Origin of the sequence: Flavobacterium amylolyticum (assembly GCF_048284335.1) — a bacterium.
Classification (GTDB): Bacteria; Bacteroidota; Bacteroidia; order Flavobacteriales; family Flavobacteriaceae; genus Flavobacterium.
This window is the reverse complement of the sequence record NZ_JBLVPG010000002.1, coordinates 830,829-848,097: the sequence shown is the minus strand read 5'-3', so window position 1 is coordinate 848,097 and position 17,269 is coordinate 830,829. Positions and strand designations below refer to the sequence as shown.

General features: G+C 34.6%; 18 protein-coding genes. 2 read left to right on the top strand and 16 right to left on the bottom strand.

Annotated features, from left to right (window positions below):
• Positions 1–60: 60 nt before the first annotated feature.
• Positions 61–1,338, bottom strand: coding sequence for an MFS transporter (locus ACNQF9_RS09835; protein ID WP_417990153.1), 1,278 nt, complete (start codon positions 1,336–1,338; stop codon positions 61–63).
• 3 nt (positions 1,339–1,341) lie between these two features.
• Entirely contained in the window at positions 1,342–1,863 is a 522-nt protein-coding gene (locus ACNQF9_RS09830; RefSeq protein ID WP_417990152.1) for a GNAT family N-acetyltransferase, read from the bottom strand.
• 171 nt (positions 1,864–2,034) lie between these two features.
• Between ACNQF9_RS09830 and yaaA the strand changes: the two genes are divergently transcribed.
• On the top strand, positions 2,035–2,793 hold the full coding sequence (gene yaaA, locus ACNQF9_RS09825; protein ID WP_417990151.1) for a peroxide stress protein YaaA: 759 nt from the start codon (positions 2,035–2,037) through the stop codon (positions 2,791–2,793).
• A gap of 28 nt (positions 2,794–2,821) precedes the next feature.
• Here the strand turns inward: yaaA and ACNQF9_RS09820 are convergent, their stop codons facing one another.
• From ACNQF9_RS09820 to ACNQF9_RS09805, 4 genes are all read right to left on the bottom strand, one after another.
• On the bottom strand, positions 2,822–4,405 hold the full coding sequence (locus ACNQF9_RS09820; protein WP_417990150.1) for a DHA2 family efflux MFS transporter permease subunit: 1,584 nt from the start codon (positions 4,403–4,405) through the stop codon (positions 2,822–2,824).
• 74 nt (positions 4,406–4,479) lie between these two features.
• Positions 4,480–5,559 carry an HlyD family secretion protein gene (locus tag ACNQF9_RS09815; protein ID WP_417959622.1) on the bottom strand — a complete coding sequence of 360 codons (1,080 nt, stop codon included), beginning with the start codon at positions 5,557–5,559 and terminating at the stop codon, positions 4,480–4,482.
• Between the two features lie 10 nt (positions 5,560–5,569).
• Positions 5,570–6,901, bottom strand: a complete 1,332-nt coding sequence (locus tag ACNQF9_RS09810; RefSeq protein WP_417990149.1) for a TolC family protein — start codon at positions 6,899–6,901, stop codon at positions 5,570–5,572.
• Complete coding sequence (locus ACNQF9_RS09805) at positions 6,891–7,517, bottom strand: TetR/AcrR family transcriptional regulator (protein WP_417990148.1); 627 nt, start codon at positions 7,515–7,517, stop codon at positions 6,891–6,893. The genes ACNQF9_RS09810 and ACNQF9_RS09805 overlap by 11 nt, the downstream gene beginning before the upstream one ends.
• Before the next feature lie 237 nt (positions 7,518–7,754).
• On the opposite strand from ACNQF9_RS09805, the gene ACNQF9_RS09800 reads away from it, so the two are divergent.
• Positions 7,755–8,312 (top strand): DUF4494 domain-containing protein, encoded by a 558-nt coding sequence (locus ACNQF9_RS09800; protein WP_417990147.1) that lies wholly within the window; start codon positions 7,755–7,757, stop codon positions 8,310–8,312.
• Between the two features lie 115 nt (positions 8,313–8,427).
• Here ACNQF9_RS09800 and ACNQF9_RS09795 read toward each other — a convergent pair whose 3' ends face one another.
• The 10 genes from ACNQF9_RS09795 to ACNQF9_RS09750 form a co-directional block, all read right to left on the bottom strand.
• Complete coding sequence (locus ACNQF9_RS09795) at positions 8,428–8,943, bottom strand: GNAT family N-acetyltransferase (protein WP_417990146.1); 516 nt, start codon at positions 8,941–8,943, stop codon at positions 8,428–8,430.
• Positions 8,944–9,179: 236 nt separating this feature from the next.
• On the bottom strand, positions 9,180–9,815 hold the full coding sequence (locus ACNQF9_RS09790; RefSeq protein ID WP_417990145.1) for a hypothetical protein: 636 nt from the start codon (positions 9,813–9,815) through the stop codon (positions 9,180–9,182).
• On the bottom strand, positions 9,803–11,290 hold the full coding sequence (locus ACNQF9_RS09785; protein WP_417990144.1) for a transglycosylase domain-containing protein: 1,488 nt from the start codon (positions 11,288–11,290) through the stop codon (positions 9,803–9,805). Before ACNQF9_RS09785 ends, ACNQF9_RS09790 begins: the two co-directional genes overlap by 13 nt.
• Before the next feature lie 166 nt (positions 11,291–11,456).
• Complete coding sequence (gene trpA / locus ACNQF9_RS09780; RefSeq protein WP_417990143.1) at positions 11,457–12,218, bottom strand: tryptophan synthase subunit alpha; 762 nt, start codon at positions 12,216–12,218, stop codon at positions 11,457–11,459.
• Positions 12,219–12,284: 66 nt separating this feature from the next.
• Positions 12,285–12,602 carry a gamma-glutamylcyclotransferase family protein gene (locus ACNQF9_RS09775; RefSeq protein ID WP_417959635.1) on the bottom strand — a complete coding sequence of 106 codons (318 nt, stop codon included), beginning with the start codon at positions 12,600–12,602 and terminating at the stop codon, positions 12,285–12,287.
• A gap of 140 nt (positions 12,603–12,742) precedes the next feature.
• Entirely contained in the window at positions 12,743–13,924 is a 1,182-nt protein-coding gene (gene trpB, locus ACNQF9_RS09770; protein ID WP_417990142.1) for a tryptophan synthase subunit beta, read from the bottom strand.
• A 4-nt stretch (positions 13,925–13,928) separates the two neighbouring features.
• Positions 13,929–14,567, bottom strand: coding sequence for a phosphoribosylanthranilate isomerase (locus tag ACNQF9_RS09765; protein WP_417960388.1), 639 nt, complete (start codon positions 14,565–14,567; stop codon positions 13,929–13,931).
• A gap of 137 nt (positions 14,568–14,704) precedes the next feature.
• The gene (trpC, locus tag ACNQF9_RS09760) at positions 14,705–15,484 is read right to left on the bottom strand and encodes an indole-3-glycerol phosphate synthase TrpC (protein WP_417990141.1); all 780 of its coding nucleotides are present in this window, start codon (positions 15,482–15,484) and stop codon (positions 14,705–14,707) included.
• Positions 15,485–15,582: 98 nt separating this feature from the next.
• A complete protein-coding gene (trpD, locus tag ACNQF9_RS09755; protein WP_417959638.1) occupies positions 15,583–16,575 on the bottom strand; it encodes an anthranilate phosphoribosyltransferase in 993 nt (330 codons plus the stop codon).
• A 73-nt stretch (positions 16,576–16,648) separates the two neighbouring features.
• The gene (locus tag ACNQF9_RS09750) at positions 16,649–17,215 is read right to left on the bottom strand and encodes an anthranilate synthase component II (RefSeq protein ID WP_417990140.1); all 567 of its coding nucleotides are present in this window, start codon (positions 17,213–17,215) and stop codon (positions 16,649–16,651) included.
• Positions 17,216–17,269: the final 54 nt, after the last annotated feature.

Sequence of the window (17,269 nt, the reverse complement as noted above, 5' to 3'; positions counted from 1 at the left end):
CCTTAGGGCTATTTATACCCACTCAAAGTTACGGTATATCGATATTTGTCATTTTTAACCTTAAAGAAGGGATTTAGATTCCTCTTCTGAATAATTCAAATCGGCATGAAAGGTTTCTTTTAATTTCCAAAGTGCCAAAATTGAGATTAGCGATAATATGGATCCAACAATCATGGCAGAAAGAAGAATGTTCCCCTCAAAAATGGTATCTCTGAAAAAACCATAAATGATAATAATTAAAGGTAGTGAACCCCGAACAAAATTAGGAACGGTGGTTGTTACGGTCGCGCGAATGTTAGTGCCAAATTGTTCAGCCGCTATAGTTACAAATAAAACCCAATACCCTACGGAGAATCCCATAATAAAGCATAGCGTATAGAAAGTGGCAGCTGTAACCCCAAAAGCATTTAAGTATACAAAAACCATAATCAGATTAAAGATCAGGAATATGTACATGATTTTTTTCCGGCTTTTAAACCACTGACTGAGCAATCCGCTGGCAATATCTCCAAACACTAATCCTCCGTAACACCAAGCAATTGCTTTTCCTGCTGCGATAGTTTCAAAGCCTTGGACATCTAATGCTTTGGCAAATTCTGGGGAAAAAGTAATCAATACTCCAACGAGGAACCATAACGGTATTCCGATAAGAATGCATTGAATGTACTTTGAAAAACGTTGTTTGTTGGTAAATAAAGAGATAAAATCTCCTTTTTTTTCTTTGCTTTGTTGAACTCGTTTGTACATTCCTGATTCAGAAATACTAATTCGTAAAAAAAGTAAAAGAAGCCCTAAAACGCCGCCTGCATAATAGCACAGACGCCAATCCTGAAAAATCTGATACACTAAATACGCTACAACGGCACCCGAAACCCCTACCGAAGCAACAATCATTGTTCCATAGCCTCGTTTTTCCTTGGGTAAAGATTCCGTAACTAATGTAATTCCGGCGCCTAACTCTCCTGCCAGACCAATTCCGGCTATCAGTCTCCAAAACGCGTATCCATCAACGGTGGTTACCATTCCGTTAGCAATATTAGCCACTGAATAAATTAAAATAGAACCAAACAAAACAGAAATTCGACCTTTTTTATCGCCTAATATTCCCCAAAGAATACCACCAAAAAGCATCCCGAACATTTGCATACTAATCAAATATTCTCCTTGATTCCTGATGGCTTCACCAGTAATTCCTAAATCTTTAAGACTATCCGTACGGACAATACCAAAAAGTAATAAATCATAAATATCTACAAAATAACCGAGTGCCGCTACTATAACGGCAGCATTTAAAATTCGGGTTGGTTTTTGAGTCTCGGTGGGAACAGTATGGGCCATTTATTATTGTATAAGGAGTTTCATCATTAAGTCGGTTTGTTCGTCAGTTCCTAATGTAAAAACGTGTTTGTCAAATACAACAAATCCATTTTTAGTATAAAAATGAAGCGCTCTATAATTCTCTTCCCAGACGCCAAGCCAAATATAATCTACGTTAGTATTTAGAGCTATTTTTTTTACTTCATCAATCAACAGTTGACCAATATTTTTTCCTTGAAAAGATTGCAAAACATAAATTCGGTGTACTTCTAGAGCATTGTCATTAAAACGCTCGGTTTGTGCATTACCAAAATTAATTTTTAAATAACCAACGACTTCTGTATTCGAATACGCTAAATAAAACTGGGAATTTGGATTGTTCAATTCAACTCTTAATTGCTCTAGATTAAAGCTGTCGGCAACATAATTGGTAATGTTTTCAGGAGTATTTACAGCTGCAAAAGTTTCTTTGAAAGTTTGAATGCTAATATTTTGTAGTACTTCAAGATCAGTATCAGTTGCTTTTTGAATTTCGATTTGGTTCATTCTCTTAAAATCATTTGGATTATTTGAACTCAAAAATACACAAATTAATTGGATGGGAATCTCGATCTTCTATTACACTATTAAACAAATCAATACAAATATTCTAGGTTTCTTATTTTCAATTAGTATTTTTGAACTAATTAATGGAAATAAATCCAAAGAGAATAGTGTATGAAAATTGTAATATCGCCAGCCAAGTCCTTAAATTTTGAGAAAGAGTTACCTACAAAGTTGCATACGGAGCCTTTATTTTTAAAAGAATCAAGACTAGTTCACAAAGTTTTAAAAGAAAAAAAACCTAGTGATCTATCTGATTTAATGAGTATTTCGGATAAGCTAGCTGATTTGAATTGGAAACGAAATCAAGAATGGAAAACACCTTTTACCCCGGCAAATGCTCGGCCTGCAGTGTATACTTTTGATGGGGATGTTTACACTGGATTAGACGCTTATACTATTACACCAAAAAAAATAGACGCTTTACAAGATAGTTTACGAATACTGTCTGGTTTGTATGGATTGTTAAAACCATTGGACTTAATTCAAGCGTACCGTTTGGAAATGGGAACTAAATTACCCGTGGGAGAAAGCAAAAACTTATATGATTTTTGGAAACAAACCATTACAAAAGCTTTAAATAAAGAGTTAAAAGAGGGAGAATTATTTTTGAATTTAGCCAGTACTGAATATTTTGGCGCTATTGATGCTAAAGCGTTAAAAGTTCCTGTAATTACTCCGGAATTCAAAGATTACAAAAACGGAAAACTAAAAATAATCAGTTTTTTTGCCAAAAAGGCGAGGGGAATGATGGTGCGCTATATTATTGATTCTGATCCTCAAACGATAGACGATTTAAAAGGCTTCAATTATGATGGCTATCAATTTGATGCTAATTTATCAGAAGGCAATCATTTGGTATTTACCAGATAGTGAAGAGACACTATTAATCTAATTTTTATTAATGCATCGCATCGGCAGGATTGATTTTGTTTTTTCCTTTTTTGATTAAAAAAATAATGGGAATACAGCATAGAAACAGAATGCCGAGATACAGAAAAATATCCATATACGATAAAACAGTGCTTTGTTTCATCACAGAATAATCTATGACCTGATATGCTTTTTTGAGAGACTCATTAGCACTAAATCCTTTTGACATAAAACCCCTTTGCAGCAGTACAACCCTTTCTTGCACTTCAAATTTACTGGCGTCTAAATGGGATATTAAATTCACTCGATGCTCTTGTGTAAATCTTGTAATGAAAGTAGTGATGATAGCAATACCAAAGGAACCTCCCAATTGTCGCATCATTCCTGTAAAGGCTGCGCCTTCGCCAATATCCTTTCCTTTTAAGGTAGAGAGTGACAGTGTTGTTATGGGAACAAAAAGAAGTCCTAATCCTATTCCTCTTAAAATTAATCCCCAGTATAGATGTTCAACACCTGTGTTGGGAGTCATGCTATTGTGCATCAGGAGAGTAAAAAAAAAGAAAATTAAAAAACCAAGACCTACCATATAACTTTGTGGTACGCCTCGTTGAATTAATTTACCAATTATTGGCATCATAATCGCGGTGGTAATCGAACCAGGAATAAGCAGTAAACCAGCATCGGTAGCGGTCCATCCTAAAATGGTTTGTGTATAAATGGGAATGATTAAAGTAGAACCATACAGACCAAAACCCAAAATAAAACACATTAAGACTCCAATTCTAAGATTACCATCTTTTAAAACACTCAAATTGACAATAGGATGTTTATACGTTAGTTCTCTCCAAATAAACAATACTAAACCAAAAACGGATACAGTGCTTAATACTAAGATTATTTTATTGTTGAACCAATCGTCTTGCTGACCGTGTTCTAAAACATACTGCAAAGAACCTATAAACAGTGTCAACAAAAAAATCCCCAACCAATCGACCTGTTTGGCTTTTAGTTTTTCTCCATATTTTGGGCTTCTTACAAAAGTAAATGCCAAAATAGTGGCTATAATACCCAGCGGAATATTTATATAAAAAATATAAGGCCATGAAAAATTATCTACGATATACCCTCCTAATGGTGGCCCTAATGTGGGGCCCACAATTACACCCATTCCATAAATTGCTTGCGCCATACCTCGCTTTGCAATGGGGTAACTTTCTGTTATAATGGTTTGTGCGGTCACTAATAAAGCGCCTCCTCCTAAACCTTGAATGAATCTAAATGTAATAAGTTCCCATATATTATTGGCATTGCCGCATAAAAAGGAAGCTACGGTAAAAATAATGATGGAGGTCACAAAATAATTTCGTCTTCCAAATTGTTGTGAAAGCCAGCTGGTCATTGGAATTACAATTACATTTGCAATAGCATAAGCGGTAATCACCCAAGCAACATCGTTTAATGTGGCACCCAGGCTTCCCCTCATGTTTGTTAGTGCTACATTGACAATTGTAGTATCTACGATTTCCAGCAATGCACATAGTACTGCTGTGATCGTAATAAGAACTCGTCGATAGCCATATTCTACTAAATCGTCATCTCCTGTTTGTACCATTTATGCTAAAGTGTATACTAATGATTTTCTTAAAAGTGTTCCCTTCTTTTGATTTTTTTAATTTAAAAATCAAGTTAATCTAAGTGTACATCAACATCAACATTCATTCCTGGGCGTAATAATTTTATTTTTTCAGGATCGTTTGTAGTGTCTAAACTTATCTTAACCGGCAATCGCTGAATTGTTTTTACAAAGTTTCCTGTGGCATTATCCGGAGGAAGCAAGGAAAATCGAGATCCTGTTGCGGGTGAGAACGAAGTAACGGAACCTTGAAAATTATATCCGGGATACGCATCCACTTTTACCGTTACTTTTTGACCAATAACCATTTTATTCAACTGTGTTTCTTTGAAATTAGCAATTACCCATGCTTCTTTGTTGTTGATAATGTAAAATAGCGATTGTCCTGGCTGAACTAATTGTCCTGGCTGAATGTCAATTTTAGAAACTTGACCATCAATAGCAGCAGTGATAGCAGTGTAGGTTAAATTTAATTTTGCAGCATCAAGTACCGCTTTGGCTCTTTTAATATTGGCAGCAGCCACTTCGGTTTGTTTATCAGATACCTTAGATTTAGCCACGATAACTGATTTTTGAAACGCACTCGCTCTTTCTTGTTGTTGTAAAACACGCAATTGACTTTCGGCTTCTAGTTTTGCGGCTAAAGCCTGTTCGTATTGTTGTTTTGTAATCGAGTGGCTTTTGTACAAATTATCATATCGGTTGTAATCACTTGTAATGCGCCCCAATCTTATTTTTGCAGATTCGATATTCCCTCCAGCAGATAAAACATTGGCATCCGAAACAGAAATACTGGCTAATGCACTACCAATATCCGCTTTAGTAACTTCAAAATTTCCTTCAGCACCAACCATGCCAGCATTCGCTTCTTCAATTTTTAATTGGTAATCTCTTTTATCAATAGTAAACAGCGTGTCGCCTTTTTTTACAAAATCATTGTCTTTGATGTATACTTTATCCACATATCCAGAAACTCTTGGGATAATTGGATTCATATTTTTCTCAATTTGTGCATCATCTGTTTCCTCGTGTGATTGTGAATGCAGGTATTTAAAAGTTCCATAAGTTCCTCCTAAAACGACCAAAGCTACTAGGATAATAATAAATTTTTTGTTTGTTTTTTTCTTTTCCATGGTAGTGTGATTATTTTTGAGCAAGATTGAATGATTGTGATAATTGACCCGTTACGGAGAGTAACTCATAGTATTTTTGAATGGTATTGGCTTGGGCCAAAGCTTTATTAATTTTGGAACTGAGTTGTTCTACATCAGCTTCTAGCAAATCATTCGTATCCGAAAGTCCATTGTCATATTTATCTTTTATGATTCTGTAATTTTCGGATGACTGCTCTACTGCTTGACCGTAAACTAGATCTTGTTTCAATGCCAAACTATATTCTTCAATTGCTTTTTGAACTTGGATTTTAATATAATCTGTCAGTATCGCCTCAGAGTTTTGTACTTCAAGGAATTTGTTTTCGGCTAGTTTTACCAGCGTTCCATTTTTGAGAATAGCGCTTAAATCATAAGAAAGACCAATACCTATATTCATCGCATTCTGAACAGTTATCACGTTACTTAAGTCTAATGCAGTATAGCCACCTACTATGGCAATGGCAGGGTAGTAAGAGCCTTTAGCTATTTTGATAGTTGCTTCAGTTGCTTTTCCCTGAAAGCGAATGGCTTCTAAATCCTTACGGTTTTCTAATGCTAATACATCATTTTTTGGTACATTAGTCATTTGAAAATCAGCGAAATCACTTTCACGGATCTCGAGATTTGTATCAGGTTTCAATTTTAGAAGAGTAACTAAATAAAAGTTGATGATTTTTAAATTATTGTTCGTTTCGTCTAAGGATAATTGGATTTTTGAGGCTTGTAATTGTGATTTTAATAAATCATTTCTGGGAATAATTCCATTTTTTTCAAGTTCAATAAAATCTTTTACTCGTTGTTGCGCACTCTTTTGATTTTCTGTTAGCAGTTCAATCGTTTTTTGAGCTTTGTACATGCTGGCATAATAGTCAATCACCCGTAAAGCTATATCCTCTTTTGTTTGAGAAGCGGTAGCCATTTCGGCCTGATATAAATTTTCATAAACCTTTATACTGTTTTGAATTTTAAAACCAGAGAAAACGGGAACACTAGCATTCAACTGTCCGATCATTAATTGATTAACAATAGGAAGCGGTTCTTGAGCACCTGAATTGTTTTGATTGAGTTTGAAATTAACCGAAGCATTTGCCAATCTTTGGTATTGCCCTGAAAGTTTCAAATCCGGATATTGATTGTTTTTATTGGATTGTAGCTCATACTTTTTAGTTTTGACTTTGGTATTAGCTAGAGTGACTTCATTGCTTTTGGTCCAAGCCAAATTAATGGCTTCGTTCAATGTAAAACTTGTTTTTTCTTGTGCTACTGAAGAGGAAATTCCAATAAAGAAAATCCCAAAGAGCATGAATTGACTAACTTTCATAAATCAGAAGTGCTTTTATAGTTTGTTGAATGTGCTTTGTCAAATTAGTTTTGATGTAATTGTTGTATAAATCCTCAGTTTTTAAATTCAATAAATTTTCGAAAAAGGGTTTATTCATGTGAAAATGAAAGAAAGTACCGAGAATTGTGGGTGTAATAAGCGGAATAATAACATCTTTTCTAAAAATACCTTTTTTCTGACCTTCCACAATGATAGATTCAAGGGATTTTAGATTTCCTTTTTTTAGTTCCGAAAAAGCCTGAAGATTTTGTTCTCTCTTTTTGGTGGTAAACTCGAAGTGTAGAATTCTGTAGATTCCACGATTACTATTAATTCTATTGATGTATAGCTCAATAAGTTTATTGATTTTATCAATAGGATCCAGATCTTCCTGTATTAAATTTTCTAATTGATTTTTAAGATCCGAAGTTCTGTAAACAATAAGCGATTCGAGTAATCGCTCTTTAGAGCCAAAGTAGTACGAAACCATGGCAATATTTATTTTGGCTACTTTTGCTATATTTCGGATGGAAGTACCATCAAATCCCTTTTCTGCAAAAAGGGCTTCGGCAACTTCGAGAATTTGAATTTGTTTGTCGTTAAAATTACTTTTCAATGGAATCGAATTTATTCAATAAACAAAACTAAACAAGCGTTTAATTTAAACAACTGTTTAGTTTTTCTTTAACACAGTTTTAACAGTATAAGATAAATCGCTATACCTTTTTTCAAATGGTCTAAAAATAGGTATATTGAGAAGGCCGATATTTAACTTAAATTGTGAATATCTATTTTATAAATTGTGATTAATTTTTCCTTTAAAATCTATCTTTGACATCCTAAAAAAAAAGAAATGAGCACAACCTGGTATGAATGCAAAGTAAAATATAGAAAAACGGATGAAACTGGAGCACAAAAGATTACGACAGAACCCTACTTGGTAGATGCGTTATCTTACACAGAGGCAGAAAGCAGAATCAATGAAGAGATGTCGGCGTATATCAGTGAAGAATTTAAAATCACGAATATAAAAGTGGCGAATTATGCCGAAATTCATCCTTTCGAAAATGCAGATCGTTGGTTTCGATCTAAAGTTTCATTATTGGCATATGACGAAGAAAGCGGTAAAGAACGCAAGACTAATATGTATTTACTAGTGCAAGCTAACGATGTCAAAGAGGCTTATGATAACACGATTAGTGTAATGAAAGGCACGATGGGCGACTACACTATACCAGCCATTTCAGAATCTCCTATAATGGATGTTTTTCCTTATTTCAGTGGGGAAGAAGGAGAATTGGAACAATTAGAACGGTTCAATGCGCTCAAAGGTTCTAAACCGGAAGTAGCTGCCGAGATAGTAGATAATATGGAATTTGAAATGGCTCCTGAAGAAGAAGCTGCAGTTTAAGAGAAGTTGTTTTTTTTTAAATACCGCAAATTCGCAGATAAAAACAGTTGTAAACTAATTTTATTTGCGAATTTGCGGTTTTTTAATTTTAACCCTAAGTTTTTGATAATTTCAATTAGTCTTGTTTAGCTAAGACTTTTTCATATGCTTTTCTGGAACTCCCTCTGAAAAATACTTCGCCACAATACGTGTAACCCGAATTTTTAAAAATGTTCATCATGGCGATATTATCAAAATTAGTATCTGCTTTTATGCTGTATATATTGTTGCTTAGCGCAAAATCTTCGATGTGTTTGAGAATCATTTTAGCAAAGCCTTTGCCTAAATACTTTTCAGAAATCGCTACGCGATGCAGTACTACAAAATCATCATTCGTTAGCCAGTTTCCTTCAATTTTTTCATAGGCAGGTTCGTCATTGATTAGTACCGCACTATAACCGACGATGGTTTCTCCATCAACCAAAACAAATCCTTCTCCTTTTTCAATATCTTTTTGAACAACGTCTGGATTTGGATAGCCGTCTTGCCATTGGGTACTGCCGTCTTCTTTTCTGCGTAGGATTGCTTCTTGTAAAATTTCCCATATCGAAGCTATTTCAGATAGTTCCGCTTTTCGAAAGTGATAATTCATCTTTATAATTTAATTTTGTCTGTTAAGGAGTGTGCTTTAAAAGTACAAAAGAAACTTTAAATTTTGGACAATCCGTATTATAGGGTGTGTTTATTTTTTAGAAGAGTATGTTGCGGAGCGGTGGTGTTAGTTCTTTATGCTGCTATTGCTAGCGCGAGCGTCCCGCTCGTGAACACTAACAAAAATAGGTGTAAATTTGTAATAGGCACGAGCGGGACGCTCGCGCTAGCTGGGGGCTATTTCTTAGAAAGATACCAATTAGCAAAAATCATTATTCCAATTGATATAATTACGATTAATATTTTGCCGTAGATCGCACTACCGATGTAAAAAGAAATTATAAAATAGATAATCAGTCCAATCAGTAAAATCGTAATAATATTTTGCAATGCTAACAATGTAATCCCAATAACTTTCCTTAAAGGATTAAAATGCGAGAACTTTCTAAAAAAAGTAATTTCATCTTCAACTTTAGAGATTAGTTGATAAAGATCTATGTCAATTAATGAAATTGTTTCTTTAACTAATGCTTCGTTGCCATTTTCATCAATTGATAATCTTAAACAGTTGTCCAGAATTAATTTACTAAGGTATGCTGATTTTCCATCTTTAAGTAGAAGATCTTGGATCTGCTCTTTAAAAACTTTGCTTTCATCATCATTTTTAAAATATAATATTAAACTTAATCTATTCTTTACTTCAGTAAGAATCTCGATACGGATATTAAAAGTTTTTTCAAATGTTATTTTTGAATCATTTATGGGTTTTTCAATTGCACCTTTTATGATCCATGCTATGAAAGCTATTAAACTTGTAAGAAGAAATACAAGTAAATTTGAATCCGCGTCTTTCAAAAATTCTATTTCATCCATGTGTAATCTTTATTTTGTTTAAAAAATGATATAAAAGCAATTTTTATGTGCTTAAAGATACTACCATCTTTTGAATAATCATTTTCTGGATTTTCATTTCTTAAAAAAGCGAATGTTGTATCAGCATGATGCACTACAGCCAATCTTTCTTCATTATTATTAGTTGTTCCAGTCTTCAGAAATACATTTTCAATATCCAAACCAACTTTAGTTTTGAAAATTTTATTCATAACTTTCATTAAGTCTTGCTTTTGGCTATCTAAATTTTCACTTAGGAAAGTGTTGTAAATACTAGCTAATTGATAGAGTGATATCCCGTTCTTTGTAGCACCCAATATACTTGAAGGAAATAATTCATCTCGATTGATACTCAACGTTTCTGAAAGAAACTCGAGAGTTTTATTTATCCCAACTTTTTCAGTAATGTTTATAAAAGAGTTGTTATTAGAATAAAATAATGCATCATCTATATTTAATTGTGAATCAACTCTTGTAGCCTCTCTTACACTCCAATTCAAGGTGTTACTGTGAGAATTAAATTTCTCTTTATCATTAATTCCAAATTTTTTAGCCCAATAATAAATGAATGGTTTCAATGTCGATCCGACATTTGACTTGAAAAAAAAGGGATAATCTGATCCATAATAACTAGAAAAGCCAACAACCTTTTTGTTTTTTATGATTATAACCGAGGTGGGATATTTTGAATCTCGCACAAACTGTTGCGCAAAATTTTGATATTGTGGTACTAGCGTCGAAACAATTATCTTTTTCTTCAAATCAATCTTTTCAGTGATGAAAGGGATTGTTCTATTTTTGATAGAAATAATTTTGTTATTTGCAACTTTGATGATTCGATTATCAATTTTGTTTTGCTGATTTAAATTTATCTTTTGGTTGTCATATAATAAATTAGAAAGAAGTCTCATCCTAGAATTGGCTTTTGCAACATTTGCCATATAATAATTAGGTCCTCTTAAGATTGTTATCAGATACAATACTTCTGAATAATTTAAAGCTTCCGGCTCTTTATCAAAATAGCATAAACTTGCACTTCTTACTCCACGTATATTTCTACCAAAATAGATATTATTGAAATATAGATTTAGAATTTCGTCTTTCGAAAATTTATTTTCCAGCTCTCGCGCTTTCAATGTTTCTCTAATTTTTCTAGATATTGTTTTGGAGTTTTCTCTCAATAAGTTTCTTGCAAGTTGCTGAGAAATTGTGCTGCCTCCTTCTATAACCTTTAGATGGACAAGGTTTCGAAATAATGCTCTTGTAATACCCCTAAAATCAATCCCAGAATGTTCAAAAAATCTTTTGTCCTCAATTGGAACAATGAAATCTTTAAATTTAGTAGGGATTTTTGACGATTCTGCCTTACACTCATAATTATCGGAAACCACAGCAAAGGCCTTTCTATCGCTGCAATGCTTATTATAAATTACAAATCCTTCAAATTCTTTATCCATAGAAAATCGTGAGTTTTCATAGGTCTGATAAACCTCAGACTTATTGGTTACGCTAATATATATAAATAATCTTATAAAAAATTAAAATTAAATATTGTTTCAACCATAAAAAAACGGCGTTTAAATACACTTTAAACGCCGTTTGATTTACAGAAAAAAAGTTCTTTTATCGAATCGCTTTTACAAACTCTTCAATTTTCCAAGTACCATTTTCGGTTAAATGCTGAATGAAGGCACTCCCTATAATCGCTCCTTTGGCAAATTGCACAGCTTGGTTAAACGTTTCCTTGTTGTTGATTCCAAAACCAATTACTTGCGGATTTTTTAAATTCATGTCGGCAATGCGTTTGAAATATTCCTCTTGAGCGCTTCCAAAACCAGTTTGTGATCCTGTAACACTTGCTGAACTTACCATATAAATAAATCCATCAGATACGCTGTCAATAAAATGGATGCGCTCGTCAGACGTTTGTGGCGTAATCAAGAATATATTTTTCAATCCGTATTTCTCGAAAGTTTCCTTGTATTCATCGGCATAGACAGCAACGGGAAGATCAGGAATGATTAATCCGTCGATGCCTATTTCGGCACATTTCTGACAGAAATTCTCTATTCCGTATTGTAACATTGGGTTGAAATACCCCATAATCACTAGAGGAATAGAAACCGTTTTACGAATATCCTTTAATTGGTCAAACAACACTTGTGTTGTCATCCCGTTGTGCAAGGCTTGTGTCGAACTCGCTTGAATGGTTGGTCCATCGGCCAATGGATCGCTGAACGGCAAACCTATTTCAATCATATCTACGCCGCTTTTCTCTAAATCCTGAATGATTTGAACTGTGTCGGTTAAATTAGGGTATCCTGCCGAAAAATAGATAGAAAGTATCTTTTTAGTTTCTTGTAATTTTTGATTTATTCTGTTCATTGTTTTATTTTTTGTCTTAACAGATTTTTAAAAGCTGTTAGGTGTATGTTTTTATATTTACAATTATTAATTTTCCATATAAATCCATGCCACTATTCCGGAGTTCAATGTTATTTGAACTCTTTTATACGCATTAGATTCGAATTGATCTGCTTTAGTCAGATCTTCACTGGAAACAGTAAAAACAATACCATTTATTTGATCCGAAGGATTTTCGCTTGGTGTTGCTACAAAATAATCTGCCATTCCAAATTCTTCTTCTATTTTTAGATCTTTTAGTTTATAGCCTTTGAGTTGGTCTAGTGTTCCAGTCAATAGCTTCTTAAAAACCTGTATTTGAATTTTTTTAGACTGTAATGTTCCGTAAGAGAATATATGTTCCATAATACTATTTTTTCTCGTTATTTATTGCGTTAGGGATAGGAACGGCATCCTTTTTTGTGGTTTTTTCTACCACAAAAAAGATATAGTGTACAGCCCGACCCGATTTTTTTTGGGAGGGTAACGCCCAAATTATTCTTCTGTTATAATTTAAAATAATCGATATACGTATTCAAATCTTTGTCACCACGACCAGAAAGATTAATGACTACAATATCCTCTGGTTTGAATTTCATTTCGTCTAAAACGGCAAAGGCATGTGCACTTTCGATAGCAGGAATCAGTCCTTCCATTTGGGATAATTTTAATCCCCATTGCATGGCTTGATCATCCGTAATGGAGATGAATTGCGCTCTACCAGTAGCGAATAAATTAGCGTGCAAAGGGCCTACGCCCGGATAATCCAGTCCTGCCGAAATGGAATAGGGCTCGGTGATTTGTCCATCAGGAGTTTGCATCAATAAGGTTTTACTACCGTGAATAACGCCTACTTTTCCCAAGGCTGATGTAGCGGCACTTTCGCCTGAATTGACTCCTAAACCTGCTGCTTCGACTGCAATAATATGTACGTCTTCGTTGTCCAGAAAATGATAATAGGTACCAGCAGCATTACTACCACCACCCACACAAGCAATCAGATAATCAGGGTTTTCGCGACCTTCTTTTTCTAATAATTGTTCTTTGATTTCTTTAGAAATAACACTTTGGAAACGCGCCACCATATCCGGATAAGGATGTGGTCCCACGACAGAGCCAATGATATAATAGGTATCTACAGGATTGTTAATCCAGTCGCGAATGGCTTCGTTTGTGGCATCTTTTAATGTTTTTGATCCGGAGAGCGCAGGACGTACTTCGGCACCAAGCATTTTCATACGAGCCACATTTGGCGCTTGACGTTTTATATCAATTTCACCCATGTAGACAATACATTCCAATCCCATTAATGCGCACACAGTTGCGGTTGCTACGCCATGTTGTCCAGCGCCGGTTTCGGCAATGATTCGTTTTTTACCCAAACGCTGAGCCAGTAAAATTTGTCCGATTGTGTTGTTAATCTTGTGTGCACCAGTATGACATAAATCTTCTCTTTTCAGATAGATTTTAGTGTTGTATTGTTCCGATAGGCGTTTGGCAAAATAAAGTGGCGTAGGGCGACCTACATATTCTTTGAGCAAAGCGTCAAATTCAGCTTGAAATTCGGGCTCCGCTGTAATTTTTAAATAATTTTGACGTAATTCTTCCACATTTGGATATAGCATTTCAGGAATGAAGGCGCCTCCAAATTCTCCGTAATAACCTTTTTCGTTGACGTTGTATGACATAATTTTATTTTTTTATTTTGTTATATGTAGAGACGCACTGCAGTGCGTCTCTACATAATTGTATGTTTTTTAAACCAGGTTCTATCTCAAATTTACTATTTACATCAATAGCGTAAAGCGGTAAATTGGTTTTTAAAATTTCATTTACAGCACCCATTTCATTAATTCCGATTCCGCCACTTAGGAAAAACGGTTTGCTAGAAGGATACTTTTCTAATACTTTCCAATCGAATGCAATTCCGTTTCCACCTGGTAATTTTCCTTTGGTATCAAAAAGAAAATAATCACAAACTGTTTCAAAGGGTTTCAGTACTTCAAAATCAAAAGAATCATCAACAGAAAATACTTTTATAATTTCAATCTGAACTTGTTTCCCATTCTCATCTTTCAAAACTTGCTTTAAATCCTGACAAAATTCAATCGATTCCTGTCCGTGCAATTGAACGGCTTGCAAATCGTATTTTTGAACTTTCGCCAAAATAACGTCGGTACTTTCATTAACAAAAACCCCTACTTTCTTGATTGATTTTGGTAAATCTGGAATGCTATCTTCAAAATATCGAGCTGATTTTCCCCAAAAAATAAAGCCCATATAATCGGGTAGGAGCGAACCTACTTCGAGTATATTATCGGGATATTTCATACCGCAGATTTTTATACCAACCCTATCCCTTCCCGAAGGAGAGGGAGCCGAAGTGTCTTGATTATCTGTTTTTTTTTTCATTTCCAGGTTTTTTTAAGTTCAATCTTTTTAAGGTTTTGAACCCTAAAAGAGTCATTTTACAGTTGACTGATAAATTCGGTTGCAGCTTTACCGGCATTGTCGGTTTTCATGAAGTTTTCTCCAATTAAAAACCCTTTATATCCGTAAGGCTTTAATTCATTTATCGCTTCAATAGAGGATATCCCACTTTCGGAAATTTTCACAAAATCATTTGGTATTTGCGCTGCCAATTGCTTGCTGAAATCTAAACTCACTTCGAATGTTTTTAGGTTTCTATTGTTCACACCAATCATATCTAAGGTAGGCATAATTGATTTTTCCAGTTCTTCTTGGTTGTGCACTTCCAGTAAAACTTCCAATTCTAAACTTTTAGCAAATTCGGATAAGGATTTAATTTCCTCTCTCGTTAAAACCGCAGCAATAAGCAAAATTAAATCGGCTCCGTAAGCTTTGGCTTCCAAGATTTGGTATTCATCAACGATAAATTCTTTTCGTAATAATGGAATGTTGACTGTGGCTCTTGCCAAAAGTAAATCGTCTAAGGAGCCACCAAAGTATTTCCCATCCGTTAATACCGAAATTCCACTAGCACCTGCATTTTCATACCCTTTAGTTACTTCTTCCACCGTAAAACTGTAATTTATCTCTGCTTTGGAAGGCGAACGACGTTTGTGTTCCGCAATAATTCCGGAGGTGCTGTTTCTTAAATTATCGCTCAAAGAAATAGTTTTTTTTCCAAAGAAAACGGAAGCCTCCAATTGCGAAACGGGAATGATGGTTTTCTTGAGAATGACTTCTCTTTTTTTGTCAACTATGATTTTATCTAAAATATTCATTATTAGCTATTTAGTATTTTCTTTGTTTGACGTTTAAAGTTGCTCATCGTTTGTAATAATCCATTTGCACAACTTTAAACCTTAACCTTTAAACTATTTTATTTACTCAATTCTTGTAATTTTTTCAAAGCTACAAGTCCTTTACCAGATAATAAACTTTCTTTTGCTATTTGAAACCCTTCTAAGGGAGAACATTTTGTAACGGTTGCAATAGCCATGGCCGCATTGGCACAAACCACATTGTTTTGCGCTTCGGTTCCTTTTCCAGAAATGATATCCGTAAATAGTTGCGCTGATTCTTCGATGGTGTTGCCACCTTGAATTTCGCTTTGCAACAAAAGACGAACACCAAAATCTTCCGGGGTTAAAATTCCTTCCATTGTAGGAGTAATCGTTTTTGTAGGCCCGGTTAATGAAACTTCGTCATACCCGTCAAGCGAATGTAAAATGGTAAAATTGACATCAGTATTCTGATATAGGTAAGCATACATTCGGGCTAGTTCCAAATTAAACACTCCTACTAATTGATTTTTAGGAAACGATGGATTTACCATGGGACCCAGCATATTGAAGAATGTTTTAACCGCCAATTCTTTTCGAATAGGTCCTACGTTTTTCATCGCTGGATGAAATAATGGAGCGTGTAGGATACAAATTCCCGCTTTGTCAATACTTTTTTCTAAGAAATCAGAATCATTACTGAATTTAATGCCTAATTTCTCCATTACGTTACTTGAACCTGAAATAGAAGAAACACCATAATTCCCATGTTTTGCCACTTTAATTCCTGCACCCGCTGCCACAAAAGAAGCCAAGGTTGAAATATTAAACGTGTCTTTTCCGTCACCACCTGTACCGCACAAATCGATGGTATCATAAGCAGATAAATCAACACGAATACACAGTTGTAATAAAGCTTCCCGAAAGCCGGCAAGTTCATCAATACTTACACTTCGCATCATGTAAACGGTCAGAAAAGAAGCAATCTGACTGGTGTTATAACTCCCGTGAGAGATATTTACCAATACGTTTTTAGCTTCTTCTTGTGAAAGTATTTCGTGATTTATCAGTCTGTTTAATATGTTTTTCATTTTTATATATGTCTTAAAGTTGAAAGTCTTAAAGTCTTAAAGTCTTTCGACATTATGACATTTGACATTATGACTAATTTTTCACCCAATTCTCTAATATCTTTTTCCCATTAGGAGTCAAAACACTTTCCGGATGAAATTGTACACCGCGTATATCATACATTTTGTGACGCAAGGACATTACTTGTCCATTTTCGTCAAATGAAGTGGCTTCCAGCACATCTGGTAAATTAGTGTCCACCACCCAAGAATGGTACCGTCCTACTTCAAATTCGTTTCCTAATCCTTCGAATAAAAGTTCATCATCAACCACAGTTTTTACCATAGTTGCAACGCCATGGTATACTTTGTCCAAGTTGGATAGCGTTCCCCCGTAAACTTCGCCTATTGCTTGCTGGCCTAAGCAAACGCCAAAGATACTTTTTGTAGGTCCGTATTTTTTAATGACTTCTTTCAACAATCCTGCTTCATCAGGAATTCCAGGCCCTGGAGACAGAAGGATTTTATCAAAAACTGCAACTTCATCAATATCAAATTCATCGTTTCGATACACGGTTACTTCGCAATCTAAATCTTCGAGATAATGCACCAAATTATAAGTGAAACTATCGTAATTATCTATGACTAGTATTTTTTTCATGTTTTATTATTGAAAAATTGAAAGATTTAAAGGTTGAAAAATTCTTGTGTTTTA

Coding starts and splice junctions, on each gene's coding strand:
- ACNQF9_RS09820 (WP_417990150.1), bottom strand. CDS start 4,405: ATGGTACAAACAGGAGATGACGATTTAGTAGAATATGGCTATCGACGA.
- ACNQF9_RS09785 (WP_417990144.1), bottom strand. CDS start 11,290: ATGGATAAAGAATTTGAAGGATTTGTAATTTATAATAAGCATTGCAGC.
- ACNQF9_RS09765 (WP_417960388.1), bottom strand. CDS start 14,567: ATGAAATATCCCGATAATATACTCGAAGTAGGTTCGCTCCTACCCGAT.
- ACNQF9_RS09775 (WP_417959635.1), bottom strand. CDS start 12,602: ATGGAACATATATTCTCTTACGGAACATTACAGTCTAAAAAAATTCAA.
- ACNQF9_RS09835 (WP_417990153.1), bottom strand. CDS start 1,338: ATGGCCCATACTGTTCCCACCGAGACTCAAAAACCAACCCGAATTTTA.
- trpC (WP_417990141.1), bottom strand. CDS start 15,484: ATGAATATTTTAGATAAAATCATAGTTGACAAAAAAAGAGAAGTCATT.
- trpD (WP_417959638.1), bottom strand. CDS start 16,575: ATGAAAAACATATTAAACAGACTGATAAATCACGAAATACTTTCACAA.
- trpA (WP_417990143.1), bottom strand. CDS start 12,218: ATGAACAGAATAAATCAAAAATTACAAGAAACTAAAAAGATACTTTCT.
- ACNQF9_RS09810 (WP_417990149.1), bottom strand. CDS start 6,901: ATGAAAGTTAGTCAATTCATGCTCTTTGGGATTTTCTTTATTGGAATT.
- trpB (WP_417990142.1), bottom strand. CDS start 13,924: ATGTCATACAACGTCAACGAAAAAGGTTATTACGGAGAATTTGGAGGC.
- ACNQF9_RS09750 (WP_417990140.1), bottom strand. CDS start 17,215: ATGAAAAAAATACTAGTCATAGATAATTACGATAGTTTCACTTATAAT.
- ACNQF9_RS09830 (WP_417990152.1), bottom strand. CDS start 1,863: ATGAACCAAATCGAAATTCAAAAAGCAACTGATACTGATCTTGAAGTA.
- ACNQF9_RS09815 (WP_417959622.1), bottom strand. CDS start 5,559: ATGGAAAAGAAAAAAACAAACAAAAAATTTATTATTATCCTAGTAGCT.
- ACNQF9_RS09800 (WP_417990147.1), top strand. CDS start 7,755: ATGAGCACAACCTGGTATGAATGCAAAGTAAAATATAGAAAAACGGAT.
- ACNQF9_RS09795 (WP_417990146.1), bottom strand. CDS start 8,943: ATGAATTATCACTTTCGAAAAGCGGAACTATCTGAAATAGCTTCGATA.
- ACNQF9_RS09790 (WP_417990145.1), bottom strand. CDS start 9,815: ATGGATGAAATAGAATTTTTGAAAGACGCGGATTCAAATTTACTTGTA.
- yaaA (WP_417990151.1), top strand. CDS start 2,035: ATGAAAATTGTAATATCGCCAGCCAAGTCCTTAAATTTTGAGAAAGAG.